21 protein-coding genes are annotated in these 25,082 nt (G+C 68.5%); 14 read left to right on the top strand and 7 right to left on the bottom strand.

What is annotated here, in order from left to right; translation table 11 throughout:
• Positions 1 to 78: 78 nt before the first annotated feature.
• From DV704_RS05015 to DV704_RS05000, 4 genes are all read right to left on the bottom strand, one after another.
• Positions 79 to 1,572, bottom strand: coding sequence for a phosphodiester glycosidase family protein (locus DV704_RS05015; RefSeq protein WP_114798479.1), 1,494 nt, complete (start codon positions 1,570 to 1,572; stop codon positions 79 to 81).
• A gap of 386 nt (positions 1,573 to 1,958) precedes the next feature.
• Positions 1,959 to 3,482 carry a hypothetical protein gene (locus DV704_RS05010; protein ID WP_147279586.1) on the bottom strand — a complete coding sequence of 508 codons (1,524 nt, stop codon included), beginning with the start codon at positions 3,480 to 3,482 and terminating at the stop codon, positions 1,959 to 1,961.
• Positions 3,483 to 3,525: 43 nt separating this feature from the next.
• On the bottom strand, positions 3,526 to 4,998 hold the full coding sequence (locus tag DV704_RS05005) for a S8 family serine peptidase (RefSeq protein ID WP_158539603.1): 1,473 nt from the start codon (positions 4,996 to 4,998) through the stop codon (positions 3,526 to 3,528).
• A 54-nt stretch (positions 4,999 to 5,052) separates the two neighbouring features.
• Positions 5,053 to 5,526, bottom strand: a complete 474-nt coding sequence (locus DV704_RS05000) for a hypothetical protein (protein WP_114798476.1) — start codon at positions 5,524 to 5,526, stop codon at positions 5,053 to 5,055.
• A gap of 113 nt (positions 5,527 to 5,639) precedes the next feature.
• On the opposite strand from DV704_RS05000, the gene DV704_RS04995 reads away from it, so the two are divergent.
• From DV704_RS04995 to DV704_RS04960, 8 genes are all read left to right on the top strand, one after another.
• Complete coding sequence (locus tag DV704_RS04995; RefSeq protein ID WP_114798475.1) at positions 5,640 to 8,204, top strand: tetratricopeptide repeat protein; 2,565 nt, start codon at positions 5,640 to 5,642, stop codon at positions 8,202 to 8,204.
• Between the two features lie 54 nt (positions 8,205 to 8,258).
• Positions 8,259 to 9,404: an MFS transporter gene (locus DV704_RS04990; RefSeq protein ID WP_114798474.1), complete on the top strand. Its 1,146-nt coding sequence runs from the start codon at positions 8,259 to 8,261 to the stop codon at positions 9,402 to 9,404.
• Positions 9,405 to 9,468: 64 nt separating this feature from the next.
• Positions 9,469 to 10,695: an FAD-dependent oxidoreductase gene (locus tag DV704_RS04985; RefSeq protein ID WP_114798473.1), complete on the top strand. Its 1,227-nt coding sequence runs from the start codon at positions 9,469 to 9,471 to the stop codon at positions 10,693 to 10,695.
• A gap of 29 nt (positions 10,696 to 10,724) precedes the next feature.
• Positions 10,725 to 11,324 carry a pyroglutamyl-peptidase I gene (locus DV704_RS04980; protein ID WP_233498249.1) on the top strand — a complete coding sequence of 200 codons (600 nt, stop codon included), beginning with the start codon at positions 10,725 to 10,727 and terminating at the stop codon, positions 11,322 to 11,324.
• On the top strand, positions 11,321 to 12,517 hold the full coding sequence (locus DV704_RS04975; RefSeq protein ID WP_114798472.1) for a lipid-A-disaccharide synthase-related protein: 1,197 nt from the start codon (positions 11,321 to 11,323) through the stop codon (positions 12,515 to 12,517). Before DV704_RS04980 ends, DV704_RS04975 begins: the two co-directional genes overlap by 4 nt.
• Before the next feature lie 7 nt (positions 12,518 to 12,524).
• Positions 12,525 to 13,388 (top strand): glycosyltransferase, encoded by an 864-nt coding sequence (locus DV704_RS04970; protein ID WP_158539602.1) that lies wholly within the window; start codon positions 12,525 to 12,527, stop codon positions 13,386 to 13,388.
• Between the two features lie 126 nt (positions 13,389 to 13,514).
• The gene (locus tag DV704_RS04965) at positions 13,515 to 14,687 is read left to right on the top strand and encodes an MFS transporter (protein ID WP_114798470.1); all 1,173 of its coding nucleotides are present in this window, start codon (positions 13,515 to 13,517) and stop codon (positions 14,685 to 14,687) included.
• A gap of 41 nt (positions 14,688 to 14,728) precedes the next feature.
• Entirely contained in the window at positions 14,729 to 15,304 is a 576-nt protein-coding gene (locus tag DV704_RS04960; protein ID WP_233498248.1) for a hypothetical protein, read from the top strand.
• On the opposite strand, the gene DV704_RS04955 is transcribed toward DV704_RS04960, so the two are convergent.
• Positions 15,301 to 15,978, bottom strand: a complete 678-nt coding sequence (locus DV704_RS04955) for a YkgJ family cysteine cluster protein (protein WP_114798469.1) — start codon at positions 15,976 to 15,978, stop codon at positions 15,301 to 15,303. The genes DV704_RS04960 and DV704_RS04955 overlap by 4 nt on opposite strands.
• Positions 15,979 to 16,038: 60 nt before the next feature.
• On the opposite strand from DV704_RS04955, the gene glgP reads away from it, so the two are divergent.
• The 5 genes from glgP to DV704_RS04935 all read left to right on the top strand — a co-directional run bounded on the left by glgP (position 16,039) and on the right by DV704_RS04935 (position 20,825).
• On the top strand, positions 16,039 to 18,555 hold the full coding sequence (gene glgP / locus DV704_RS04950; protein ID WP_114798468.1) for an alpha-glucan family phosphorylase: 2,517 nt from the start codon (positions 16,039 to 16,041) through the stop codon (positions 18,553 to 18,555).
• A 3-nt stretch (positions 18,556 to 18,558) separates the two neighbouring features.
• Entirely contained in the window at positions 18,559 to 18,699 is a 141-nt protein-coding gene (locus DV704_RS12145; RefSeq protein ID WP_158539601.1) for a hypothetical protein, read from the top strand.
• A 23-nt stretch (positions 18,700 to 18,722) separates the two neighbouring features.
• Positions 18,723 to 19,703 (top strand): S-methyl-5-thioribose-1-phosphate isomerase, encoded by a 981-nt coding sequence (gene mtnA, locus DV704_RS04945; protein WP_114798467.1) that lies wholly within the window; start codon positions 18,723 to 18,725, stop codon positions 19,701 to 19,703.
• The gene (locus DV704_RS04940; RefSeq protein ID WP_114798466.1) at positions 19,700 to 20,317 is read left to right on the top strand and encodes a ComF family protein; all 618 of its coding nucleotides are present in this window, start codon (positions 19,700 to 19,702) and stop codon (positions 20,315 to 20,317) included. The genes mtnA and DV704_RS04940 overlap by 4 nt, the downstream gene beginning before the upstream one ends.
• A gap of 94 nt (positions 20,318 to 20,411) precedes the next feature.
• Positions 20,412 to 20,825: a DUF4258 domain-containing protein gene (locus tag DV704_RS04935; RefSeq protein WP_114798656.1), complete on the top strand. Its 414-nt coding sequence runs from the start codon at positions 20,412 to 20,414 to the stop codon at positions 20,823 to 20,825.
• Here the strand turns inward: DV704_RS04935 and ribF are convergent, their stop codons facing one another.
• Both ribF and DV704_RS04925 read right to left on the bottom strand, forming a co-directional pair.
• Positions 20,826 to 21,713, bottom strand: coding sequence for a riboflavin biosynthesis protein RibF (gene ribF, locus DV704_RS04930; RefSeq protein WP_114798465.1), 888 nt, complete (start codon positions 21,711 to 21,713; stop codon positions 20,826 to 20,828).
• Position 21,714: 1 nt separating this feature from the next.
• Positions 21,715 to 22,212, bottom strand: a complete 498-nt coding sequence (locus DV704_RS04925; RefSeq protein ID WP_114798464.1) for an NUDIX domain-containing protein — start codon at positions 22,210 to 22,212, stop codon at positions 21,715 to 21,717.
• Positions 22,213 to 22,265: 53 nt separating this feature from the next.
• Between DV704_RS04925 and DV704_RS04920 the strand changes: the two genes are divergently transcribed.
• Entirely contained in the window at positions 22,266 to 24,914 is a 2,649-nt protein-coding gene (locus tag DV704_RS04920; RefSeq protein ID WP_114798463.1) for a phosphoenolpyruvate carboxylase, read from the top strand.
• Positions 24,915 to 25,082 lie beyond the last annotated feature (168 nt).

Raw genomic sequence — 25,082 nt, 5'->3', positions numbered from 1 at the left:
AGCTACAAGCAGGAGATGAGAAATCCGGTAAGCCTACCTTTAACCTAGCCCGCCCGGCCCGGGTATACGCGGTAAAAATTAGGGCCTGGAGAACAAGGCCAGCCCGCTCACCACCGGGCGCGGCCCCAAAAGGCCCCGGTTCTTCAGCTCGCCCCGCACCCAGAGCTGGGCCGACCCCCCCCCGTCCATGCGGATGGCTCCCCAGAAGCCCCTTTCTTTCAGGGCCCGGGCCAGTCCCTCGGGGCGCATGGGCTCGGTCACGATGAGCCAGAGCCCTCCCTCCACCGTCCAGGCCACCGCGGCCTGGGCCGCCACTGCCTCCACCGGGGCGCGGTCGCGGAAGGGCTCGGCGCTGGGACTAAAGACGTTCACCCCGCCCTGCAAGAGCAGCGGGCCCGCCTCCAGGGCAAAGCGCACGGGGGGCTCGAGCTGCACCCCAAGCCTCAGGGCATCCCCGGTGCGCACCAGGGGGGCCTCGGAGGGGAAGCTCAGGGCCCAAAGGCCCTCGGGCAGCTCGGCCGGGGCGGGCAGGGTGGCCACCACCCGGTCCCCCTGGACCAGGTGGACACCCTCCCCCACCTGGCCCACCCGGCCCGGCAGGGTGTGGGCGGTGTAGCGGGCCCGGGCCAGGTTGAGCCCCACCCGCACCCTTCGCCCGTCGGGAAGCTCCACCCAGGCCGAGAAGCTCGGGCGGCCAGCGAAAACGTTGTTCTCCTCCCAGAAAAGCGCGCTCCGCCCATAGGGCAGGCTGAGGGGCACCCCGTCCCGCACCCAGAGGCCTATGGGGGTGGCGGTGCGCCCGTCGAAGTAGCCCCCGTTCAGAAGGGCCAGCGCCCCGGGGGCCATCTCGGGCAGCAGCCGGCGCTCGCCAGGGCGGCCCACCGGCTCCAGGCGCCAGCGCCCCGGCGCGGCCTCGAGCCAGTACATCCGCACCGGCTCCGGCGTCCAGGCCCACAGCTCGCGGTAGCGGAAGCCCGGCTGCACCTCCTCCTCCCGTTCGGGCTCGAGGTAGTACAGGTCCAGCACATAGCGGCTGGGATTGGACAGCAGGAAGCTGCGATAGCGGTAGAAACGGCCCGGCGGGGCCTCCAGCACCAGGCGGGTCCCCTGCGGCTCGTAACGGGCCCAAAGACCCACCCCCCCCGCCCGCACCGCCTCCAGCCCCGGCAGAAAGTAGGGCAGCTCCAGGGCCAGGCGGCCCGGGTAGGGGCTGAGCTCCGCGGTGGGCAGGGCCGGGGCCTCCCCGGGTAGGTCGAGCACCAGCCGCAGCCGGCGCTCGTCGGCCGAGTAGCGCACCGGGGCCTCGGGCACCATCACCAGCCCCACCGCCCGCACCACCTCTAGAGGCAGCCGGTCCTCGTCGGGAGGAGGTAGGCCCGCCTCCAGCGGCGGGGCCCAGCCCAGGCCCGCCACATAGGTGAAGCGCAGCCCGTCCTTGCGAAAGGTGAGCGCCTCCCCTTCCCGCAGCACCTCGAGGCCAAACCTCTCCGCCGGCAGGTAGCGGACCGGCCCCCCCACCTGGGCACAGGCCACCAGAAGGGCAAAGGCAACCCCTAGCAAAACGCGCTCCATGCGACCATCTCACCCGGCCGCGGGCCTTTTTGGATGAGAGCTTCAGGGCACCACCGCGCAGGCCCGGGCCGGAGTGGGAACCGCCCTGGGGGTACGAGGCTCTCCGGCGGGGCGACCCCTTCCAGCCAGCACCCCTCTGCCTGGACTCACCAAAGGACTGCCCACCGGGGGGGCGGCAGGCGCAGGTCTGGCCCCCCGGACAGGTTTCGGCCTTGCCCCCGTAGCGAACCTCCACCTGGCCACCCCCTCCACCCGCAGGCTCAGCCCCCGAGGGGCACCCGTACCGCAGGCTACAAGACCCAGAAGAAAAAACAGGAGAACCCTCGTTTTCCCCACGCTTCCTTCCAAAACACCCGGCGGGCCCCAAGGGCCCGCTGGGCTCCACTTCAGAGGCTACAGGAAGTGTTTAGCAGGTCAACCTGCCCATAAAGAGTGCTCGCATCGCCGTAATTGGTGCCGTTCCCGACAGGAGGGAATCCAAAGCGTACCGCGCCGCTGGAGGGGCAGTAGACCGTGCCCGATGCGTCCAGGGCCAGGAAGTAGTACTGCATAGAAGGGCTCACCGCCGGGACCAAGATGCGGTAGCGCCCGTCTCCATCGGCGATGGCGATGTTGAAGGCCAGAATGTTGTCCCGGTCCAGCACCGCCAGCACCAGGGCGTTGGGTTCGGTCTGGCCATAGAGGTGGTACATGTCGTCGGCCAGGATGGCCCCGCCCCCGTAGTTCAGGTCGCTGTCGCCCAGGGTGCTCAGGGGCTGGTTGGGGTTGATGGCGGCCTCCAGGTGGAAGGTGGGGAAGAGGGGGAAGCCCAGCTTGGTGAGGTCGAAAAGCCCCACGTCGGTCATCAAGGAAAGCACGTTCTGGACGTTCTGGCCCTTCTTCTTGGCGGTCTGCACCAGGTAGCGCCCCACGCCCTCCCCACTCGCCGTGGTGTAGTCCAGGGTGCCCAGACCCAAAAGGTCGGCGGTGGCGTTCTCCAGGTTGTTGGGGTTGCTCACCTCTATGGTGAGCCCCAGGGCGTACTGGTACATGAACTGCTGGGCCCCATCGGGGTTGTAGCCTCCCACAGCGCCGCTGGCCTGCAGGCCCGGGATGTCCCACTGGAAGGTGGCCTGCACCTTGGGCCGCGCGGTGTTGGCCGCATCCCCGCAGTTGTCCACCGGGTTGATCACCCCGTCGTTGTCGCTGTCGGTTTTGAACTGGTTCTGGGTACCGGCGTCGGTCTTGAGGGCCGAGCCCGCCTGGACCTGGCTCTGGGCCGAGGCATTGTTCCCGGTGTCCTCGCTTGCGCTAAAGAGCCCTACCTTCTGCGCCGCAGCCAGGCGGGCGCCGCCGGCCTGGGCAGAAAAGTTGAAGAGGGCCAGCTTGTTGTCGGTGGAATTCGCGCTGGTCTTGCTGCCCTTCTGCCCGCCGCTGGCCGTGGCAGGGGTGGGGTCCACCTCCAAGGGGCTTTCGCAGATGGTCGAGCCCCCCTCCTCATCCGCCACCACCAGCAGCACGGTCTGGCCGGCGGGCACCTCCCCCTCGAAGTTGCCCTGGGCGTCCACCTCCATCTGGGCCACGGTCTTGCCGTCCTTGTCCACAGCCAGGACCTTTTTCTCGTCGGTGTTGAAGAGGGCTTTCTTGTCCGCCTGGGCGGCCAGGGCCTCCGAGAGCACCAAGGCGTTCAGGCCGCGGATGGGGTCCTCTGCCAGCCCAAGCCGCTGCCGCAAAAGCTGGTTAACCCCCTGCACCCCCAGGGCCTGCAGCATCTGCAAACCCTGGGGGGCCTGCTGCAGGCTGTACTTGGTACCCCCGTTCAGCGAACCCTGGACGCGGACCCCCCCGCCCCCGCCGCCGCTGCAGGCCGCCAGGAGGAGCCCACCCAACAAAACCAACCCAACCTTCTGTGCCTTCTCCACGGTTTTCACCTCCGCCTCCACCCTATCCCCCACCCCCTTACAAAACCCTTAACTACGGCCGCAGGGCCTCCGCTGCATCCAGCAGGCGCATTGAGCAGGCGTGGGGGGCACAGCTTTGGGGGGGTAGGGCCTGGGCCCGCTGGCGCAGGTGGTGGGCCAACGCCTCGGGCTCCATCCCAGACCGCTGGGTCCGGAGCAGGGCTGCCACCCCGCTCACCAGCGGGGCGGCAAACGAGGTGCCCTGGGCATAGGTGTACCCGTACCTGCCTCCAGAAAAGCCCAGGCTCAGGAGCCCGTCGGGCTGGCCGTCCTGGTCCTCGTCCCGGCCCAGCACCCCCCCGGGGGCATAGAGGTCCACCCGGGGGCCGTAGTTGGAGTAGGGGGCGCGCCGGTTTAGGGCATCTGTAGCCCCCACCGCGATAACCCCGGGGCAGGAGGCGGGCTCGAAGCCCTCGGCCGGCCGGTTCTGGTTGCCAGCCGCCGCCACCAGCACCACCCCCTGGCGCAGGACCCGCTGGGTGGCCTCGTACCAGGGTGAGCCCGGTGGGCAGGTTCCCTCGCCGCCAAAGGAGAGGTTGATCACCCGCGCCGGGTAGGGGTTGGGCGGCACGCCGGGCACCGGCAGCCCAGCAAGCCAGAGCAGGGCCTCGATGGCGTCGGCCTCCTCCCCCTCCACCCCGCCGAAGGCCCGGGCCATGAGCCCCATCGCCCCCCAGTGCACCCCGGCTATGCCCCGCCGGTTGTTGCTCTGGGCCAGCATCAGGCCCATGACCTGGGTGCCGTGGAAGCCGGTGACCTCCCCCTTGTGCAGGGGCTCGGTGGGGTCGGGGTCGCGCCCGTCGCAGTCGCCCGCTGCCTGGGGGTCGCTCACAAAGTCGTAGCCTTCGATCCGCCCCAGGTCGGGGTGGGGAAGTATCCCCGAGTCCACCGCCCCCACCCAAAGGGGCTTGTCCTGGCCGGTCTCGATGGCCCAGGCCGCCTGCATTCTGATGGTGTGCAGGTACCACTGCTGGGGATAGAGGGGGTCGTTGGGTTCGCGGAAGAGGCGTAGCCTCCGGTTGGGCCTGAGGTTTGGAGGAGCTGCTCCCTCGCGCAGGCGGTAGAGGGCGAAGCCCGGAAGGGCCAGGGGGCGGAGCAGCTCGAGCTGGGGCGGCACGGGTTCCCCCTGCCGGAGGAGGTAGGTGGGGCCGCTGGGGGTGGAGCAGGCCTGCACCACCCGCAGGGCAAAGCCCAAGCGCAGCTCCTTATGCCCGGCGCGCACCCGAAGGGCGGGGCTGTACTCGCCCTGGGGCACCGTGGGGGCAAGCCGCAAGGACAGGTCGAGGGCCACGGGATAGGCCAGCTCCACCCACGCCCGGTCCAGGCTGAGGCCCTCCGGGGGGCCCTCCACGACCAGCTCCGCGCGGAGGGAGACCCCCGGCGGTGGGCGCAGGAAGAGCCGCAGGCCGGCCGTGCCCCCCGCATCGGCCACGAGCCTGGGGGGCTCGAGCCAGCCCTCGAGCCCCCTCTCCTGGGCACACCCCACAAGGCCAAGGATCAGCCCCCACCAAAGGCGCGCCCACCCCATTCCGACCCCGCCTCAGGGATAGATGCGCAGCCCTGCCCTCAGGTTCATGGAAAACGTGGTCTGGTTCCCGCCGAACCCCACGGCGGGCCGAACGGAAAAGAGCAGGGAGAGGTCGCGATCCCGACCCAGCTCGTACTCAATCCCCACCAGGGCCCCTACCCTGAAATTGGTCTGGTTCCCACCGAAATTGGCCTCAATGCCCAACCCTGCTTCGGGGATCAGGCCAGATGTACCAAAGCTGAAGAGCGCGCCCGCCTCCAGGTTGAAGCTGGCCGTGCCCTGTTGTACTTCAATCCCCGCGCCCCCTTGCACCCCAAAGGGCCCGGCCAGCCTCTTGACCCCCCCGTTGACCCTCAGGTCCATGTTGAACTGCGTGGGGGTGGTGAACACCAGCCCCAGGTTGGAGGTCACCGCCTCCACGAAGGGCCGCCCCTGCGCCAGGGCCGAGAGCGCCAGCAAAAATCCCATCCAAACAAGCTTCTTCATAGCTACCTCCAAGACGAGGGGCACGTTAGCAAAAAGGGGCTTACAAAAACCTTAACCGAGGACGCTGCAAAATAACCGGGGGCCTCGAGTCCAGCGGCTACAATGAGTCCGGCATGGCCCTAAGCTGGAGCTCCCCGGCCTTTTTGGTGCGCGAGCGGCTGCTGACCCTGCTCCCGACCGAGGTGGGCTACGCTATCTGGCTGCAGGCCCCCGCGGGATTCGGCAAGAGCGTCCTGGCCGGGCAGCTCGCAGCCCGGCTAGGTTGGCGCACGCTTTGGGCCTCGAGCCTGCTGGGCGAACCCAAAGCGCTGGTGGCCCGGGCCCTGGACCTGCCCCTCGAAGTCCCCTGGGGCCCAATCGTCGAGGCCCTGGCCCAGGAGCCCACCCTTTTGGTGCTGGAGGACCTGCAGGGCCACGAGGCCCTCTCCCCCCTGCTGCGCACCCTGCCCGCTTTGGTGCTTCTAGCCAGCCGGGAACCCCTCCCCTACCCCGAACTCCCCAAGCTCCGGGCCGAGGGACGGCTGGTGCAGCTTGGGGCCGTGGAGCTGGCCTTCACCCCGGAGGAGGCCCGGCTCCTCTTCGCCGGCCGGCCCGGCTGGGCAGAGGCCCACCAGATGACCGGGGGCTGGCCGCTGCCCCTCTACCTTTCGGCCTTTACCCAGGAACCGCCAGACCCCCAGGCCCTCCTGCGGGGCTTGCGCGACAGCCTGTCGCCCCTGGCCTTTCGGGAAGGGCTTCTTCTGAGCGCGATCCCTTACCTGCCCGAGGCGCTGGCCACCGAGGCTACCTTTGAGCTCTTCCACAAGGGCCTGGCGCGCCGCACCCCTCAGGGCTACCAGCTCCACGAGCTGCTGAAGCGCATGGCCCAGCAAACCCTGCGCAAGGAGGTGCAGACCGTGGTGGAGGGCGAGCAGCACCGGCTTCCCCCCACCCTCCGGGCCGAGGCCCTCTGGCAGGCCGGGCTGCACCAGGCCTTGCTGGCCCTTCTGGAGGAGCCCCACGAGCTAGACCTGATCGATAAGCTGCCGGCCTGGCGGGGGCTGCTGGAACAAGGCGGACCCCGGGCCCGGCTGCGCCTGGGCGAGGCGCTGCTCCAGAGCGGGGACCGGAGCGGCTTTGCCCTGCTCGAGCCCCTCTGCGAGCACCCCGACCCCCCCCTGGCCCTTACTGCGCTGGGTCACCTGGCCTTCTACAGCGCCGACCTTTCGCTGGGAAAGGACCTAAAGCGAGCCCTGGGCTACCTGGAGCGGGGCCTGGCGCTGGTCCCCCAGGTCAGCCCCGAGCTGGCCGGCCGGTTCCTGAACGACGCGGCCCGGGTGTACTACGAGCTGGGCCGGCTGGAAGAGGCGGAGCAGCTCCTGGTGCGGGCCCTGGAACTCCTGCCCCCTGCCAGCCGCTTCCGCGTAGCCCCCCAGGACAACCTCTCCCTGCTTCGCTTCGAGCTGAAGGGCGACCTAGTCCAGCGCATCCGCAGCCTGGAGGCAGGCCTAGAACATCTGAAAGGGGGGCTGGCCTACAACCTTCCGGGCCACCTGCGCGACCTGGGGCGGCTTTACCTGCTTGTGGGCCAGCGCGAACGGGCCCTGGACTACCTCGGCCGGGCCGCCGAGGCCCCGGGCGACCCCCTGGCCAGCCTGGAGGCCCAGATGCTCCGGGCTTTCCTGCGAGGGGAGGGGGAGGCCCTGGAGCAGCTGGTGGCCAGGGCCGAGCAGTGGGAAAGCGCCTACCTGGTCGAACGGGGCCGGGCCCTCCTGGCCCTGCTACACAAAGACCTCCGCTGGGTGGAAGGACACCAAGGCTTCCTAGTCAGCCTGGTCCGGGCTGAGCTCACCCGCGACCCGGTCCACCTGCCGCCCTATCCCCAGAACCGGGAGGAGCGCCTGCACTGGCACGCTGTGCGCTACCGCATCACCCGTGAGGCCGCTGAACTGGAAGCCCTGCTCAACCTAACCCTCCAGCCCGAGCGCATCCTGCCCGGCCTGCTAAGGCTGGAGGAGCTCCCCCGCGACCGGCCCGAGCTGGCCCGGGGCTACCCGCTAGGGGAGGTGCTGGCCTCCGGCTGGCTGGAGGCAATCCGGCTACGCCAGGCCGAGATTCCCACCCTCAAAATCCGGGTCCTAGGGCGCTTCACCGTGCACGGACCGCTAGGGGAGGTGGGCCTAGAGGGGCGGCGGCGGGAGGTGCTGGCCCTGCTCCTCCTGGGCTACACCCGCAGCGAGATTGCCTTCCAGCTCTGGCCCGACCTGGACGAGGAGGCCGCGCGCAACAATCTTTCGGTCTGGCTCAACCGGCTGCGCAAGGCCCTGGAGCCCTGGGGGCTCCCCACCTACCTGCAGGGCGAAGGGCTGGTGCGGGTGGAGAGCGACCTGGCCCAGCTCGAGGCCGCCTTGGAGGCCAAGGATGCCCCGCGGGTGCTCGAGCTCTACCACGAACCCCTGATGCCCGGGGTCTACCTGAACGCGCTGGAGGAGCGCCGCCACGAGCTGCGCACCCGGGTGCGCCACCTCTTCCTGCAGCAAAAAGACCCCGCCTACCCCAAGCGGCTGCTGGAGCTGGACCCTCTGGACGAGGCGGCGCTGGGGCGCCTTCTGGAGCTGCTCGAGGCCAGGGGCGAGCGCGAGCAGGCTCTGGCCCTGAAGAAAACCTGGAGCAAGCGCTTGCGCGAGGAGCTGGGCTAGAAGATCCGGCCCTCGGATATAGCGCCCAAAGCCTGCAGGGCTTATGCTCTTGGGGTGCTGCCTTTGCTGCTCTCCTGGCTGCACGCCACCAACGACCTCTTCGGCGCCTTCCTGACCCCCCTTCTGCCCAAGCTCCAGGCCGCTTTTGGCGTAAGCTACGGGGCAGTCTCGCTGCTGGTAGCCCTGCAATCCCTCACCGGCAGCCTGCTGCAACCCCTGGCCGGCCTGATCGCCGACCGCTACGACCGTCGGGTGCTGGCCGCCCTGGGCCCCCTGCTGATGGCCCTGGGCGGGGGCCTCCTGGGCTTCTTCCCCAACCTCTGGGTGGCGGGGGCGATGCTGGCCCTCTCGGGCCTGGGCTCGGCGCTTTTTCACTCGGCCGGGGCCGCGCTGGTAGGGCAGTACGCCGATCCAGCCCGCCGCGGCTTCTGGATGAGCTTTTTCGGAACCGGGGGGTATCTGGGCCTGGCGCTGGGCCCCATCGTGGCCCTGGGCACGGTCAACCAAGGGGGGCTGGAGGCGCTGGCCTGGTTCATCCCCCTGGCCTTGGTGCCGGCCCTCCTGCTGCTCAAGCAGGCCCCTCCTGCCCGGCTCCAGACCCGCCCCTCCTCCTTCCGCGACCTAAAGCGGGTTTTCCGGGGACAGGTGGCCCGGCTCTGGGCGGTATCCACCCTGCGCAGCCTGGTCTTCATGAGCTTCTCCACCACCATCCCCTTCTGGTTCCACACCCGCGGCATCCCCGACAGCCAGGTAGCCCTGGCCCTCTCGGCCTACAGCCTTTCCGCCACTGTGGGGGCCTTTTTGGGGGGCACGCTCTCCGACCACCTGGGCCGGCGCAACGTGCTGGTGGGCACCATGCTCCTGGCCATCCCGCTCTACCTGGCCCTGCTTCTGCTCCCACCAGAAAACGCCGCCTATATAGCCCTTTTGTCCCTTACCGGGGCGCTGATGAACGCCGGGGTCCCGGTGGCGGTGGCCCTGGCCCAGGAACACGAGCCCGCCCAGATGGCCACCGTCTCGGGGCTCCTGATGGGCTTCACCTGGGGTTTTGCCGGGCTTTTTTACGCGGTGGTGGGGCCCATGGTGGAGCGCTTTGGTGTGATAGAAAGCCTGAGCGTCCTGGGGCTTTTGCTGATTCCTGCCCTCAGCCTATCGCTGGCTGTGCGGGAGGTAGGCAGCGCCCGAAGCGCCCCTAGGTGACAAACCGCGCAGGGCGGTATTGGGATACGGACAACAGCAAAAACCAGATTGGAGGTGAGCCGGCATGAAGCGGCGGGAGTTCATCAGGTTCCTGTCTGGGATGGCTGCCCTGGGCCTGGCACTACCCCGGAGCAGGGCCCAAGCCCAGGCCCGGGTGGTGGTGGTGGGGGCCGGCTGGGGCGGCTTGGGCGCGGTGCGGGCCCTGGGGGGCAGGGTCCACCTGACCGTGGTGGAACCGAACCCCAGGTTCATGTCCTGCCCCCTGAGCATCCACTACATCGTGGGGAGTGAGCCCGTGGAAACCTTCCAGCGGGGCTACGACCTCTTCGCCCGACTCGGGGTGAACTGGGTGCGCGAGCGGGTGAGCGCCATCGACCGCGAACGCCGGGTGGTGGTGGCCGGCGGCGAGCGCATCCCCTACGACTACCTGGTGCTCTCCCCCGGGGTGGAGTACATGGAGGAGGCCATCCCAGGCTACGGCGAGGCACGCGAGCTCCTGCCCGTGGGCTTCCGGGCCTTTGAGCAGACCGCGGTCAAGGAGCGCTTTGAGGCCTTTTTGGAACGGGGCGGGGAGTTCGTGGTGAGCGTGCCCACCCCACCCTACCGCTGCCCGCCCGCCCCCTACGAGCGGGCCATGCTCTTCGCCGAGCGGATGCGGGCCCGAAGGGTTCGGGGCAGGATCATCCTTATCGACGCCAACCCTGAGCCGGTCCCAGCCCCCCTCTCGGCCCCGGTGCGCCGTCTTCTCACCGAGCGCTACGCTCAGGAGATCGAGTATCTGCCCGGGGCCACCATCGAGCGGATTGACGCGGCCAGCCGCCGCATCCAGACCAGCCTGGGCGAGGTGCCCTTCACCGGGGGCAACCTGGTGCTCCCCATGCGGGCCCCGGCCCTCATACGCCAGGCCGGGCTAGGGGAGCGCTGGGCCGCGGTGCGGCTCCCCGACTTCCAGAGCCAGGCGGACGAGCGCATCTTCATCGTAGGGGACGCCGCTGGGGTGCCGGTGCCCAAGGCGGGCCACTTCGCCTTTGGCGCCGGGGTGCAGGTAGGCCAGACCATCCTGGCCCGCCTGGAGGGCCGGGCCACCCCCGCCGGGCCCCAGGAGCTCCCTGGGGCCATCTGCTGGATGGCTGCCAGCAGCAAGGAGAGCATCCGCATCAACGTGACCAACAGCTTTGTGCCCGGCGAGGGGGTGCGCCAGCGGATTGAGGTGGAGCCCACCCCCAGCGAGGCCTCCGGGCGTGCCGCCTTTGAGTGGGGCCGCTCCATGTGGAGCGCCATGCTGGGCTAAGCCCCCGCACCCTGGGTATACTCAACCGCGTGAGGGTGCTCGTCACCGGCTTTGAGCCCTTTGCCGGGCTTCCCCACAACCCAAGCCAGGCGGTGCTGGAACGCCTGCCCGCGCTAAAGGGCATAGAGCTGGTCCGCGCCACCCTACCGGTGGACACCCAGCGGGTGGGGGGGGTGCTGAAGGAACTGTACCGGCTCCACCAGCCCGCGCTGGCCCTGCACCTGGGGCTGGCCATGGGCCGGGCGCTCATCAGCCTCGAGCGCCTGGCGGTAAACCTGCTCGACTTCGACCTCCCCGACAACGCCGGGGCACGCCCGCAGGAGGTGCCCATCCTGCCCGAAGGCCCCCTGGCGCGGCTGAGCCGGCTGCCCCTGCGGGCCATCCAGGCCCGGTGGGCCCAGGCCGGCATCCCCAGCCAGATCAGCAACAGCGCCGGGCTTTACCTCTGCAACCAGGTGATGTACCTGGCCCTTTCCTGGCTGCCCGAGGGGGTCCCCGCAGGCTTCATCCACCTGCCCCCCGACGAGACCCTGGCCCTCGCCCGGCCCGGGGCCTACGTACCCCTGGCGGTGCAGGCCCGGGCGGTGGGGCTGGCCCTGGAGGTGAGCCTCGAGTCCCTGCGCCCATGACCGACGTGCTCATCATCTCTGGCGGCAACGCCGAGGACCTGATCGGGGCCACCCTGGCCCAGCACCTCGCAGGCCTCCGGCTGGCCGCCCTGCCCCTGGTGGGGGCTGGCCGCCGCTACGAGGGCCACGTCGAGCGCATCCTGGGCCCCCGCCGCGAGATGCCCTCCGGGGGCTTCCCCTTCAACAGCCTGGAGAACCTACTGGCCGATCTGAAGGCTGGGTTTTTGCTCGAGGTCGCCCAGCAGATCCGGGCCGCCCAACAGGCCAGGCGCGAGGTGCGGGCCGTGGCCGCGGTGGGCGACGCCTACGCCCTGGCCATCGGCGTGCTGGCCTCGGACTGGGGGCGGCGGCCCCTATTCCACCTCCAGCCGCAGGTCTCGCACTACTACTGGGGCGGGCGCAGCGTCTGGGAAAGGCTTAGGCAGCCCAACCAGTTCGCCGCCGAGGACTACATGTTCTACGAGCGCTTCATGCACCGCTATGTGCGCGCCGTCTACGTGCGCGATAAGCCGAGCGAGGCGCGCGCACGGGCGCTCGGCATGCACAAGGCCCGCTTCGTGGGGGGCATGGCCATGGACACCCTGGGCCCCCCGGAGCGCAGCCTGGAGGGGCTGCTGGATGGCCGGAAGGTTTTGGTGTTGCTGCCGGGCACCCGGGCCGACGTGCGCTTTAGCCTGCCCCTGATGCTGGAGGCGGCAGCCCTCCTGCCCGAGCTGCAGGGCCTGGTGGCCTGGGCCCATAACTTCGACCGGGTGCCCCTGCCGGAGGGGTGGCGGCTGGAGCCCCAGGACGAAACCACCGCGGTGGCCCGAAGGGGCGAGCAGCGGGTCTGGCTGCTGCGCGGGGCCTTCTCGGCCATTTTGCACGTGGGCTACGTGGCCATCGGTACCGCTGGAACCGCCAACGAGCAGGCCGCGGGCATGGGCCTCCCGGTGGTGGCCTTTCCCACCCCGGGCCCCCAGTACATCTACCCCAACGCCCTGCGGCAAAGCCGCCTCCTGGGCAAGGCCCTGCGGCTGGTGGAGGCGCACCCCGAGCGCGTGGCGGAGGCAGTGCGGGTCTTCCTGGCCGATGAAGCGGCCAGGGAGGAAGCCCGCCGGGAGGGCTTCGAGCGCAACGGCCCCCGGGGGGCCCTGCCGCGGATCGCCGAGGAAATCCGGGCCGCGCTTGGGACCAAGGAGCCCACAGTATGATGACCAGGTGCGAGTCTGGGCCGTTGTCCCAACCCATAACCGCCCTTCTCTCCTGCGCGAGTGCTTGGAAGCGCTGCAAAAACAGACCTACCCCATCGAGCGGATCCTGGTGGTGCTAAACGCCTCCCCGCCCGAGGTGAAGAGCCTGCTGGCCGAGTTCCCAGAAGTAGAGCGGCTCGAGCTGGAGCAAAACGAGGGCTCCGCTGGTGGTTTCTACCACGGCATGCGGCGAGCCCTCGAGCAGGGCGCAGACTGGGTGTGGCTGATGGACGACGACGGCATCCCCCACTCCAACGCGCTGGAAAAGCTGCTCGAGGCCGAACAGGTCACCCGCCCCTGGCGGGGGCCAGCGGACCTCCTGCTCTGCCGGGTGGTGTGGGTGGACGGCCAGATTCACCCCATGAACTTCCCCCTACCAGACTGGAGAAGGCCTGGCCTCCTGTGGAAGGCCGTGCGGTACGGCTACCTGGCCGTTCGCTCGGGTGCCTGGACGGGCATGCTCGTGCGAAGCCAGAGCATCCTCCAGCACGGGCTTCCCAACCCGGCATACTTCGTTTGGTGCGAGGACCTGGAGTTTAGCGGACGGGTGCTGCGCCGAGGCCTGGGATACTGGGTACACGACAGCGTCGTGGTCCACAAAACCAGCCAGCCCACAGCGGCCGTGGGCGACTACGGCGAGCGCTTTTTCTTCGAGGCCCGAAACCGCGTCTGGCTGCTTCGCTCCAAAGCCTTTGGCGGCGTAGGTAAATTCTACTGGCTGCTGCACTTCATGGGCGAGATTGTCGCCTACCTCTGGCAAACCCGGCTTGCAGGCTGGAGAACCCTGGCGAGGGGGCTTTGGGCCGGTCTTACGCAGTCGCCGAAGAAATAGGTCCTTGTAAAATGGGCGCGGTTGTGTCCATACCAGATTGACTTTCGAGTCCCCCGCGTACTCTATGGAGCGCTTGCGCAGACAAGCCACACCCCACCTTAGCCCGGCTGGAGCGGGGCACCTACTATGAAACTCCTAGAAAAACTCCCCTGGCGGCGAAGAAACCTGCCCCAGCTAGCCGGCATGCTCACCACCCTGGGCCTCATCGAGCTAAGCCGCTCAGCATTTTTCTGGGTGCACCTTCCCTTCTCCGCCAGGGAGCTGGGTCTGAGCCTCAGCCTAATCGGCCTGGCCTGGGTGGTGCACTCCCTTGCCGAGGCATTCAGCCGAGGGCTCGGCGGATACCTGGTTCAGCGGCTCGGCTTCGGGCTGGTCGCAGCCCTAGCCGGGCTGGTCGGCCTGCTTACCGTAATCGGGACCATCCTGTACCCCAACACCTGGCTGTTTTTGTCCACTGCCCTGGTCTGGGGAATCGCCATCTCTGCCTTGCAACCCGGCTACCTGACCTACTCCAGCCGGGTGGCAGTGGTAGGACGGGAAGGGCGAGCGATGGCCTACGCCCACTTCCTGCTGATGCCGTGGGTGGGCCTGGGTTGGGTGCTGGGCACGTTCTTTACCCGCAACCTGCCCGAAGGCAGCATCCACATGCTCGAGCTGGCGTTGGGGCTCGCCACCCTCCTCGGACTGGCCAACCTCAGGGTTCGCGAACCCATTCCCAAACAAGGTATAGACCTGCGCCGGCTTCTGCCCATCCTGGCAGTTGTCCCGGTCGCCTTTGCCCAAACCTTCCTGCAAACCCTCTTCAACCTGGTGATTCTCAAGTTCACCTTCACCGAGCTGCTGCTCACGGAGTGGCAGCTTTACCTGGCCATCGGGCTGGCCGCCTCCGTGGCCTTCGTTGGGGCGGGCTTTTTCGGGCGCCTCCCCGACCGCAAGGGCCCTCTGCTGCCCATGGTGGGCAGTCTGGTTCTGCTGGCGCTGGTATTTACCCTGATCGCCCAGAAGCCCAGCTACGCCCAGTTTCTGGGGCTGTGCCTGCTGGGGGGGGTGGCCTTCGCCACCTTCGTGCCGAGCTGGAACGCCCTCCTCGTGCGCCTCCTCCCCTCCGACCACCGCGCCACCATCTGGGGCTCGCTGATGGTGGTGGAAGGGCTGGGCGCGGCCACGGGCCCGGCGGTGGGGGGGTTTCTCTGGGACTGGCTGGGGCCCAGCGGGCCCTTCTGGGGCGGGGCGGCGATCTGCCTGGCGCTGGTGGTCTTCTACCTTTTCCTCTGGTGGTCGCAGGCCCGCCGGCCCTAAGTGTTTCTCAGGCAACGCTGGGTTAACCTTGGAGCGGGAATATGCTTCGCTACCTCTGGCTTCTCTGCTTCCTGCTCCCCTGGGGTCTTGGGCAGGCTGCGCGGGTGGCCGAACAGCGCCTGGGCCCGGAGGGCGGAACGCTGCAAATTCCGGGCATTCGGGTCCTGGTACCCCCAGGTGCCCTCCTCACCTCGGTGCGCTTCCGCCTGGAGCGCCTCCAGGCCGTGCCCACCTCACCGCCGCAGAACGAGGTTTTCTTCATCCAGACCCTGCCCGACCGCGAGGTGGTGGGCATCTACCGCCTCTCCTCCGGGGCCACCAGCTTCCTCAAGCCCATCGAGATCGAACTCCGGGTCAACCCCCCCTACCGGCCGGGGGGGCGGGTGATCAAGAGCGTGGTCTATGCCTGGAATGGCCGGGGGTACGTGAGTTTTCAGGTACCCAGCAGCCGGGAAACCTTCCACCTCTCGCGGCTCGAGCTGGGGGTGGGGGCCGGGGCCGGGGGCTATCCTGCCGGGCTGGTGCTGGCGGTCATACGGGCCCCGGAGGAGAACCTGCGGCAGGAGTGCCAGGCCCAGGGAGGGCGCTGGACTGGCGCGAGCTGCGAGCGCCGCTAGCCCACCCAAAAGCCCCACCGCCCCCCCAAGAGGCCCCGCTCGGCAAGCCAGCGCCGAACCGCCCTCTTGCCCAGGGCCAGCGCCCTTTGAAAAGCCGGCTTTCCTGCCAGGTAAAGCAGGCCCACCAGCTCCCCCACCACAGTGAAACCCCGTATCTGCTGTTCGGCGGCCCAAATCTGCCGGGCCAGCCGCTCGGCCGCCTGCCAGGGCCTCCTCAGGTAGTGCTCGGGTCCGTGCCGGGGCCCAAGCTGCCGCAGGTACTCGAGCCGGGCCCTCCCCCGCAAGGCCGGCACCACCCCAGGAGCGCAGTAACGCGCGTCCAGGTCGGTGAGCACCCCCCGGCAGGCCAGGGGCCGGTGGGGATAAACCCCGCAGGCCCCCTCAGCGGTGAGCAGGGGGCAGGGGCGGGCCTCCAGGAAGTGCCGGGTGGGCAACCGGGGGTGCCCTTTCTGCCGGACCAGCCGCTCCAAACGAACCGGCCCCTCGGCCTCTACGCGCAAGCGCAGGTGCGGTGGAAGCTGCGTCCACAAGTATTCGGCCTCGGCCAGGCCCACCACCACCCAGGCCAGGCAGCAAAAAGCGCAGCCCTTCCGGCAGCTCGCCCTCACCCCCTCGGTGTGGCGCTCCATCCGGCGATGGGCCTCCAGCACGGCCCCTCTTAAGGCAGAATGCATCAGCTCATCATAAGGCCTGACCCACCCCTCCCGGCCAGGTGCTAGAATCCTAGCTTAGTTATGAGTCCCCTAGGCCGCCTTACCGTGATGCCCAGCCTGCCCGAGCCCCTCCGGGGCCTGCGCGAGCTGGCCTACAACCTGTGGTGGAGCTGGAACCCTGAGGCCCAACAGCTATTCGAGACCATTAACCCCTCGCACTGGAAGCGCTTCCGAGCCAACCCTGTGCGGGCCCTGCTCGAGGCCGACCCGGCCCGCCTGGCCGCGCTGGCCGAGAACGCCGCCTATGTGGGGGCGGTGCAGGCCACGGTGGCCCGCTTCCAGCAATATTGCAGCAGCCGCTCCAAACGCCCCCCCCGGGTGGCCTACTTCTCCATGGAGTACGGCTTCCACGAGTCGCTGCCCATTTATTCCGGAGGGCTGGGCATCCTGGCTGGTGACCACATCAAGTCGGCCTCCGACCTGGGGCTCGACCTAATCGGGGTGGGGCTCTTCTACCACGAGGGCTACTTCCGACAAGAGCTCACCCCCGAGGGCCAGCAGCGCGAGGTCTACGAGGAGTTGCGGGCCGAGGAGCTCCCCCTTCAGCCGGTGCTCAAGGACGGCAAACCCATAAAGGTTGGGGTGGAGTTCCCCGAGCGCATGGTTTACATAACCGCCTATCGGCTCGAGGTGGGCACCATCCCGGTCTACCTGATGAGCACCCGCCTGCCGGAGAACCGGCCCGAGGACCAGGCCCTCACCGCGAGGCTCTATGCCCCTGGCCAGGAGATGCGCATCGAGCAGGAGATGATCCTGGGCATCGGAGGGGTAAGGCTTTTGAGGGCTTTGGGAATAGAACCCGAGGTCTGGCATATGAACGAGGGCCACGCCGCCTTCTTGGGCCTAGAGCGCATCCGCGAAAAGGTGGCGGCCGGCTACTCCTTCGCCGAGGCCCTGGAGGCCACCGCCGCTGGGGCCCTCTTCACCACCCACACCCCGGTGCCCGCAGGACACGATACCTTCCCCTTCGAGCTGGTGGAGCGCTACCTGGGGGGCTGGTGGGAAAAACTCGGCATCAGCAAGGAGGCCTTCCTGGCCCTAGGGCGGGAGGAAAAAAGCTACGGCCCGGTCTACAGCATGTCCAACCTGGCCCTGCACACCTCCCGAGCGGCCGGAGGGGTCTCGGCCCTGCACGGCCAGGTCTCGCGGGCCATGTTCCAGCATCTCTGGAAGGGCCTGGAGCCTGAGGAGGTCCCCATTGGCCACATCACCAACGGTGTCCACACCCTCACCTTTCTGCACCCCGAGATGCATGCCCTCTACGCCCGGGCCTTCCCCAAGACCTGGGCTGCCCGGCTCCACGACCCCGCCGAGTGGACGGTGGAAAGGCTGGAAGAGGACGAGCTCTGGCGCGTTCGCAACAGGCTGAGGGCACGCCTGATCGAGGAGGTGCGCGAGCGGCTGGCCGAGCAGCGCCGCCGCAACGGGGAGCTTCCGGCCCGGGTCCGCGCCGCCGCCAAGGTGCTCGACCCCTCGGTCCTCACCATCGGCTTCGCCCGCCGCTTTGCCACCTACAAGCGGGCTATCCTGATGTTTGCCGACCCCGAGCGGCTGGTCTCCATTATGAACGGCCCCCTGCCGGTGCAGTTCGTCTTCGCCGGGAAAGCCCACCCCAAGGACGAGCCAGGCAAGGAGTTCATCAAGAAGCTGGCGGAGAAGATTCGCAGCCTGGGCCTCGAGGACAGGATGATTCTCCTGGAGAACTACGACATTGGCCTAGCCCGGGCCCTGGTGCAGGGGGTGGATGTCTGGCTCAACACCCCCCGCCGCCCCATGGAGGCCTCCGGCACCTCGGGAATGAAGGCGGCCCTGAACGGCGCCCTCAACTTCTCTGTGCTGGACGGCTGGTGGGCTGAGGCCTTTAACACCACCAACGGCTGGGCCATCGGGGATGAGCGCAGCTACGAGAGCGAGGAGGCCCAGGACCACGCCGATGCCCAGAGCTTCTACGACACCCTGCAATACGAGGTGATCCCGCTCTTCTACGCCCGGGGGGCTGTGGGCACCCCTTCGGGCTGGCTGGCCATGGTGCGGGACAGCATCCGCACCTGCGGCCCCATCTATTCGGCCCAGCGCATGGTGAGCGAGTACCACCAGAAGTTCTACACCCCCCTGGCCCAGCGGTCGGCCCGCCTGATGGGGGAAGAGGGCCGGCTTTTGAAGGCAATCGCTTCCTGGAAGACCCAGGTGCAGCAGCACTGGGAGGGGGTCCGGATCTGGGTGGAAAACCCCAACCCAGGCCCCCCCTTGAAGGTCCGGGCCTGGGTGCAGGCCCACGGTATTCCCCTCGAGACCCTGCGGGTGGAGCTGGTGGTGCGGCGCCACAGCGGGGAGCTCGAGGTGGTTCTCCTGCAGCCCAGCGGCCAGAATGGCGAGGCCTGGCTTTACAGCGGCAGCTACCAACCAGCCCGGCCCGGCAGCTACACCTACGGGGTGCGGGTGGTGGCAGCCCACCCCGAGCTTTCCAGCCCCCGCGAGGTGGCTTTTGTAAAGTGGGCCGGCACCGTGGTCGAGGAGCCTGCTGGGACCACTGGGTAATCGATGGACCGGCAGCGCGTAGCCTACAAGGGGGTGCTCAACCCGACCACCCGGCTCACCGCCGAGGATGGCGACGGTGCTGCGTCCCGACGCCCAGCCACCCGGCTAAACGAAGACCGATTCTTTTTGATGGCAGCCGCTTGAGCACCTTGAAGTAGACTGGCCGCATGCGCGCGCTGCCCTTTCGCTTCGAGCAAAACACCTTTTGGCTTCTGGACCAGCGCAAGCTCCCCTTTGAAGAGGTCTGGGTGCCCTGCCGAAGCGCCCAGGAAACTGCCCAGGCCATCAAGGCAATGGTGGTGCGCGGGGCTCCGGCCATTGGGGTTACGGCCGCCTATGGCATGGTGCTGGCCCACCTTGCCGGCGAAGACCCTGCAGAAGCCGACCGCGTGCTGCGCCGGAGCCGCCCCACCGCGGTCAACCTGTTTTACGCCCTGGACCGCATGAAGCCCCACTGGGGCAGTCTAGAGGCCTCGCTAAGGGAAGCCCGGGCCATCTGGGCCGAGGTGGAGGAAACCGAGCAAGCTATTGCCCAACACGGCGCCAGGGTGCTCAGAGGCCAGGTGCTCACCCACTGCAACACCGGGCCGCTGGCCACCGGGGGTTATGGCACCGCGCTGGGCGCGATTATCGAGGCCTACCGCCAGGGCCGGGTGAGCCACGTATGGGTGGACGAGACCCGCCCCTACCTGCAAGGGGCCCGCCTGACCGCCTACGAGCTGCAAAAAGCGGGCGTGCCCGCCACCCTAATCTGCGACAACATGGCCGCCCATCTGATGGCCCAGAAGAAGGTGGACGCGGTGGTGGTGGGCACCGACCGAATGGCAATGAACGGGGACTTCGCCAACAAAATCGGCACCTACGCCCTGGCCATCCTGGCCCGCCACCACGGGATTCCCTTCTACCCGGCGCTTCCCTTATCCTCGGTCGACCCCAGGCTGGAAAGCGGGGCCCAGATTCCAATCGAGGAACGCTCGGCCGAAGAGGTTACCACCCTCCGCGGCCAGCCCATCGCTCCGCCGGGCTTCCCTGCCGCCCACCCGGCCTTCGACCTCACCCCCCACACCCTTATCACCGGCATCATCACCGAGAAAGGGGTGCTCTATCCCCCTTTCGACGAGGCCCTGCGGGCAGCCCTGGGGGTATGAGGGGCTTTTGGGAGCGGCTCACCGGGGCCACCTGCCCTGGCTGTGGCCAGCCCCTGAAGGAGCCGCTCCTCTGCCCGGCCTGCCAGGCCCTCCTGGTCCCCCGTCATCTCCCTTTCCTGGTCTATTTGGGCGACTACCGGCAGGTGGGCCGGCTGCCCAGGGCCCTCAAGTACAGGGGGCAGCGGGCCCTGGCCGAGCTCCTGGGCTCGCGGCTGGCCCTGGGGGTCCAGCAGGCCGGCTGGGGCCTGGCCGGGGTGACGGCGGTGCCCAGCACCTGGCCCCGCCTGCTCGCACGGGGCTACAACCAGGCCGAGCTTCTGGCCCAGGCCGCTGCCCGGGCTCTGGGGCTTCCTTACCTGCGGGTCTTGAGGCGGCGCGGCCTGGGGCCCTCCCAGACCCAAAAGACCCAGCTCGAGCGCACCGCTCTGCCCCAAAACCTCTTCTACCCCACCCGTTCTATAGGGGGCCACTGGCTTTTGGTGGACGACGTGATGACCAGCGGCACCACCTTCTTGCGGGCCCGCAAGGCGCTTTTAGAGGCGGGGGCCCGCCGGGTTTACGGGGCGGTGATTGCGGTCAAAAGCCCACACCGGCTGGCCCGGTATTTTCTATAATCGAGCCGGGAACCCCGGCCGCCCTCGGGGTTCTGCCCGAAGGCTCACCAGACCCCACCCAGCCTTGGTGGGGCTCCTTTTTAGGGAGGAAAAGATGCTGAGACATCCCCGCATCCGCAGGCTGGAAGAACTCCTCCCCCACCTGCGCGAGGGCCGCTACCGCCTCGGCCCCCACGTGGCCAAGCATATGCTGCAGGAGGGCTTTATCGAGGCCGATGTGCTGGAGGCGGTGGAGTGGGGTCGCGAGCTGGCCATCTACCCCGAGGATGCCAGGATGCTGGTGCTGGGCTACATGGTCTTCCCCCCTCGGCTCCGGCTGCCCTTGCACGTGGTGCTGGAGTACCGCGAGCCCCGCTGGGTGGACATCGTGACCGCCTTCATTCCCAAAAAGCCCCACCAGGTGTACTCGAGGGCCCGCCTGGCCGCCATCCTGCGCTTCGACGGTACCTTTGAAGAGGTGCGCTGGGTGCGGCCCAAAACCCTGAACCCGGAGGACATCCCCCGCTAGCTAAAGCCCAAGCAGCCGCCGGGCCGCCTCGGCGTCCTGAGCGAGCTGGGCCTTCAGGGCCTCCAGGCTTTCAAAGCGCTTCTCGCCCCGCAGCCGGGCCCAGAATTCCACCAGCAGCTCCTGCCCGTAGAGGTCGCCGGAAAAGCCGAACAGATGCACCTCAAAGCGCAGGCCCTGGCCTCCTACGGTGGGGCGGTGGCCCACGTTGGCCACCCCCCCACAGCGCCCCCCTGGCGTCTCCACCCAGACCGCGAAGACCCCGGGCGGGAGGATCTTGAGCGGGGCCACCTCCAAATTGGCGGTGGGAAACCCCAGCCGCCGACCCAGCCGGTCACCCTCCCCCACGATGCCCCGGGCGGTGTAGGGCCGGCCCAGCAAGCCCCGAGCCTCCTCCACCTGGCCTGCGCGCAGGAGCTCCCGGATGCGGCTCGACTTGACCGGAAGCCCGCCCAGCTCCAAAAGCGGGAGGGTGTGGGTGGGGGCCACCCGCTCCAAATCGGCCACCCCCCCGGCCCGCCCCCGACCAAAGCGGAAGTCGGCCCCCACGAAGATGCGCTGGGCTTCTAGCCGGCGCAGGTCGTCCAAAAACTCCTCCTTGCTGCGCCGGGCGAAAGCCTCGGTAAAGGGCACCACCAGGGCTATCTCCACCCCGAGCCGGCGCAAGAGCTCGACCTTTTCGCCCAAATCGGTGAGAAAACCCTCTCCCCGGGTGAAGACCTTGCTGGGCGGGTCGAAGGTGTAGACCAGCAGGGGCCAGTGCTGCTTGTGGGCCTCGGCCTGGGCCTGGCGGAGCAGGTGCTGGTGGCCCAGGTGCAGCCCATCGAAGCTGCCGATGGCCACAGCCTTGGGGCCTGCGGGGGCGTCCTGGGGGTCGTTGATTAGGAGCATACTATAGCGGAATCGAGGCCACCTCGAGCAGGTAGAAGAGAATCCCCGCCAAAGCCGGCGCAGAAATCTGCACCTCCCCAGCCCGGGCCGCGCGGTAGACCGCCAAAGGCTCGTGCCACTCCACCGCAATCTCTTCGTCCGGATCGGGCAACCCCGAGGCCGGCCTTAGGTTGCGGGCCCGGAAAAGGTAGACCTTCTCATCGCAAAAACCGGGCGAGACGTAGAAGCTGTTCAAAAACTCCAGCTCCCCGCCCATCTGCGCCTCCTCGGCCAGCTCGCGCTGGGCGGCCTCGAGGGGGGTCTCCCCCCGGTGGATGAGGCCGGCCGGAATCTCCAGGGTGCTCGTCCCCACCGCCGGGCGGTGCTGCCGCACGAAGAGGAGCCTGCCCTCCCGCTCGGCCAGCACCGCCACCGCGGGGTCGTGCTCGACGATCTCGAAGTTGCCTTCCAGCGCCAGGTTGAGGATGCGACCCCGATAAAGGTAGCGGCGCGCCTGCATGAGCCCAAGCTAACGGTTGGGCTGGCCCGCGTCAAACGGTAGACTTATGCGGGATGGAAGAGGCCCTTTTCGAGGAGCTCAAGCGGGAAGTGGACCTGCTCGGCAGGGCTTTAGGCCGGGCCATCCGCACCCTGTCGGGCCAGCGGATATTCGATTTGGAGGAAAAAATCCGCGAGCATACCAAAGCGCTGCGGCAAAGCCACCGCGAGCAAACCCGAGAAGAGCTCCTTACGCTCATCAAGGGCCTCTCCCTTTTCGAGGCCGAGGCGGTGGTGCGGGCCTTCTCCACCTACTTCCACCTGGTCAACCTGGCCGAGGAGCGCCAGCGGGTACGGGTCAACCGGGAGCGCGAACGGCGCAGCACCCCAGGGGCTCCGAGGAGTGAGTCCTTCCTGGCCCTGGTGGGGGCCCTCAAGGCCCAGGGCCTCAGCTACGAGAAGACGGTGGAGCTCCTCTCTCGCCTGCGGCTGCACCTGACCTTTACCGCCCATCCCACCGAGACCCGCCGCCGCACCCAGCGCCACCACATCGCCGAAATTGGCCGGCTACTGGAGGAAGGGGCTGCAGACGAACGCCTGGAGGCCCGGGTGGCCCTGCTTTGGGGCACCACAGAGCTGCGCAAAACCCGCCCCACCGTGGAGGACGAGGTCAAGGGGGGGCTCTTCTACACCACCGCCACCCTCTGGCAGACAATTCCCAGGCTGGTGGAGGGGCTGGAGCGGGCAGTGGAGGCCCACTACGGCAGGCGCCCCCAGCTTCCCCCTCCGGTCGCCTTCCGAAGCTGGATTGGCGGCGACCGCGACGGCAACCCCAACGTCACCCCCGAGGTGACCGCCTGGGCCCAGCAGTACGCCCGTGAGCTGGCCCTGCGCCAGTTCGTGGCCGATGTGGACGGCCTCATCCGCGACCTCTCCCTCACCGACGACCGCGTGGCCATAAGCCGCGAGCTGCGGCTAGCCCTGGAGGAAACCCGCCACCTACCGCTGCCCGAGCGTTTCCAGGGCGAGCCCTACCGACGTTTTGGCATGGGGCTGCGCTACAAGCTGCGCGCCTTGCTGGGCGAGCAGCCCGGCCCCGGCTACAGCAGCACCCAGGAGTTCGTCCAGGACCTGCGCAAGATGGAGGCCAGCCTGGAGCAGCTCGAGCTGGGCGGGGTGGCCCAGGCCTTCGTGCGGCCCTTGCGGCTCAACGCCCTGGCTTTCGGGCTCGAGCTGGTGGCCCTCGACCTCCGGGAGGAGTCCCGGGTCCTCTCCGAGGCCGTGGCTGAACTCCTGAAAACCGCAGGGGTGCACGAACACTACCTGGCCCTGGCCCCAGAGGCCCGCGAGGCGCTGCTCACCCAGGAGCTCCAGACCGCCCGGCCGCTGGCCCCGGTGGGCTACCGTCCGCAGGGCCGGGCCCTGCAGACCGCTTTGGAGGCCCTGCGCCACTGGAAGGCCCGGGGGGCCCACGTGGTCTCCATGACCCACCACCCAAGCGATTTGCTCGAGGTCTTCCTCCTGGCCCGCGAGGTGGGCCTCTACCGCCCAGGCAAGGCCCTCCCCTTCGACGTGGTGCCGCTTTTTGAGACCCTGGCCGACCTGGAACGGGCTCCGCAGGTGGTAGCCCGGCTTCTGGACAACCCCATCTTCCGAACCCATGTCCAGGGGCGGGGGGGGCTGGAGGTGATGATTGGCTACTCCGACTCCAACAAGGACGCGGGCTACCTGGCGGCCAACTGGGCGCTTTACAAAGCCCAGGAGGCCATCAGCGCGGAGGGGCGGCGGCGGGGCGTGGAGGTCTACTACTTCCACGGCCGCGGCACCTCCACCGCCCGGGGTGGGGGCACTGCTGGACGGGCCATCGCCAGCCTGCCCCCCGGCACCGTGGGCAGCCGCATGCGCCTGACCGAACAGGGCGAGGCCCTGGCCGACCGCTACGCCCACCCCGAGCTGGCCTACCGCAACCTGGAACAGATGCTCTACCACCTGGCTCTGGCCTCAGCCCGCGACCTCTTCGGCCAGACCAGCCCCCTAAAGGATGAGTGGCGCGAAGCCATGGAAAAGGCCGCCCAGCGCTCCACCGAGGCCTACCGCGCACTGCTGGAGCAGCCAGGGTTTTTCGAGTTCTACGAACAGCTCACCCCTATCCGCGAGATTGGGGCTCTCAACATCGCCAGCCGCCCGGTGTACCGTTCGGGGCGGGTGCGGGAGATCAAGGACCTCAGGGCCATCCCCTGGGTGATGTCCTGGACCCAGGTGCGCCTTTTGCTCCCGGGCTGGTACGGCCTGGCCGAGGGGTTGCTGGAGATTCCCCTCGAAGAGCGGCGGGCCATGTTCCAGGGCTGGCCCTTCTTCGCCAGCACCCTCGATGGCGCGGCCATTGCCCTGGCCAAGGCCGACCTGGGCATCGCCCAGGAATACCTGCGCCTGGTTGAGCCCAGCCTGGCCGAGCGCTTCTTCCCTAGCATCGCCCGGGCTTTCACAGAAACCCGGCGCCTGCTGGAGGAAACCTTCCAGAGCCCTCTCCTCTTCAACCATCCGGTTCTGGCCCGCCAAACTGAGCTGCGCAACCCCTACGTGGACCCCATCTCGCTGGTGCAGGTGGAGCTCCTGCACCGCTACCGCAAAACGCCCCTGGAATCGCCCGAGCGGAAAGGGATAGAGCGGGCCCTGATGCTCTCCATCCTGGGAATTGCAGCCGGCCTGCGAAACGCTGGATGAACCCAGCAAGCACGGCGAGCTTTAGGCTCCCGCGCTCTGCGCTCCTGTCTCTGGTCGGCAACCCAGGAAACCGCGAAGCTGCTAGGGAATGCCCGTTACGCCCAACGTTACCTCGCTTTCATGGGTCAAAAATGCGATGGCAAAGGCACGCGCTTTTCTAAAAAATGC

Source organism: Meiothermus sp. QL-1 (assembly GCF_003351145.1).
In the GTDB taxonomy this organism is placed as follows: domain Bacteria; phylum Deinococcota; class Deinococci; order Deinococcales; family Thermaceae; genus Meiothermus.
The sequence above is the reverse complement of the archived record's forward strand: the minus strand, read 5'-3'. Positions and strand labels throughout refer to the sequence as shown.

Excerpts from the sequence above, each read along its gene's own strand:
- DV704_RS05015 (WP_114798479.1), bottom strand. The coding sequence starts at position 1,572 with ATGGAGCGCGTTTTGCTAGGGGTTGCCTTTGCCCTTCTGGTGGCCTGT.
- DV704_RS05000 (WP_114798476.1), bottom strand. The coding sequence starts at position 5,526 with ATGAAGAAGCTTGTTTGGATGGGATTTTTGCTGGCGCTCTCGGCCCTG.
- DV704_RS04995 (WP_114798475.1), top strand. The coding sequence starts at position 5,640 with ATGGCCCTAAGCTGGAGCTCCCCGGCCTTTTTGGTGCGCGAGCGGCTG.
- DV704_RS04985 (WP_114798473.1), top strand. The coding sequence starts at position 9,469 with ATGAAGCGGCGGGAGTTCATCAGGTTCCTGTCTGGGATGGCTGCCCTG.
- DV704_RS04975 (WP_114798472.1), top strand. The coding sequence starts at position 11,321 with ATGACCGACGTGCTCATCATCTCTGGCGGCAACGCCGAGGACCTGATC.
- DV704_RS04965 (WP_114798470.1), top strand. The coding sequence starts at position 13,515 with ATGAAACTCCTAGAAAAACTCCCCTGGCGGCGAAGAAACCTGCCCCAG.
- DV704_RS04960 (WP_233498248.1), top strand. The coding sequence starts at position 14,729 with ATGCTTCGCTACCTCTGGCTTCTCTGCTTCCTGCTCCCCTGGGGTCTT.
- DV704_RS04955 (WP_114798469.1), bottom strand. The coding sequence starts at position 15,978 with ATGCATTCTGCCTTAAGAGGGGCCGTGCTGGAGGCCCATCGCCGGATG.
- glgP (WP_114798468.1), top strand. The coding sequence starts at position 16,039 with ATGAGTCCCCTAGGCCGCCTTACCGTGATGCCCAGCCTGCCCGAGCCC.
- DV704_RS12145 (WP_158539601.1), top strand. The coding sequence starts at position 18,559 with ATGGACCGGCAGCGCGTAGCCTACAAGGGGGTGCTCAACCCGACCACC.
- mtnA (WP_114798467.1), top strand. The coding sequence starts at position 18,723 with ATGCGCGCGCTGCCCTTTCGCTTCGAGCAAAACACCTTTTGGCTTCTG.
- DV704_RS04940 (WP_114798466.1), top strand. The coding sequence starts at position 19,700 with ATGAGGGGCTTTTGGGAGCGGCTCACCGGGGCCACCTGCCCTGGCTGT.
- DV704_RS04935 (WP_114798656.1), top strand. The coding sequence starts at position 20,412 with ATGCTGAGACATCCCCGCATCCGCAGGCTGGAAGAACTCCTCCCCCAC.
- ribF (WP_114798465.1), bottom strand. The coding sequence starts at position 21,713 with ATGCTCCTAATCAACGACCCCCAGGACGCCCCCGCAGGCCCCAAGGCT.
- DV704_RS04925 (WP_114798464.1), bottom strand. The coding sequence starts at position 22,212 with ATGCAGGCGCGCCGCTACCTTTATCGGGGTCGCATCCTCAACCTGGCG.
- DV704_RS04920 (WP_114798463.1), top strand. The coding sequence starts at position 22,266 with ATGGAAGAGGCCCTTTTCGAGGAGCTCAAGCGGGAAGTGGACCTGCTC.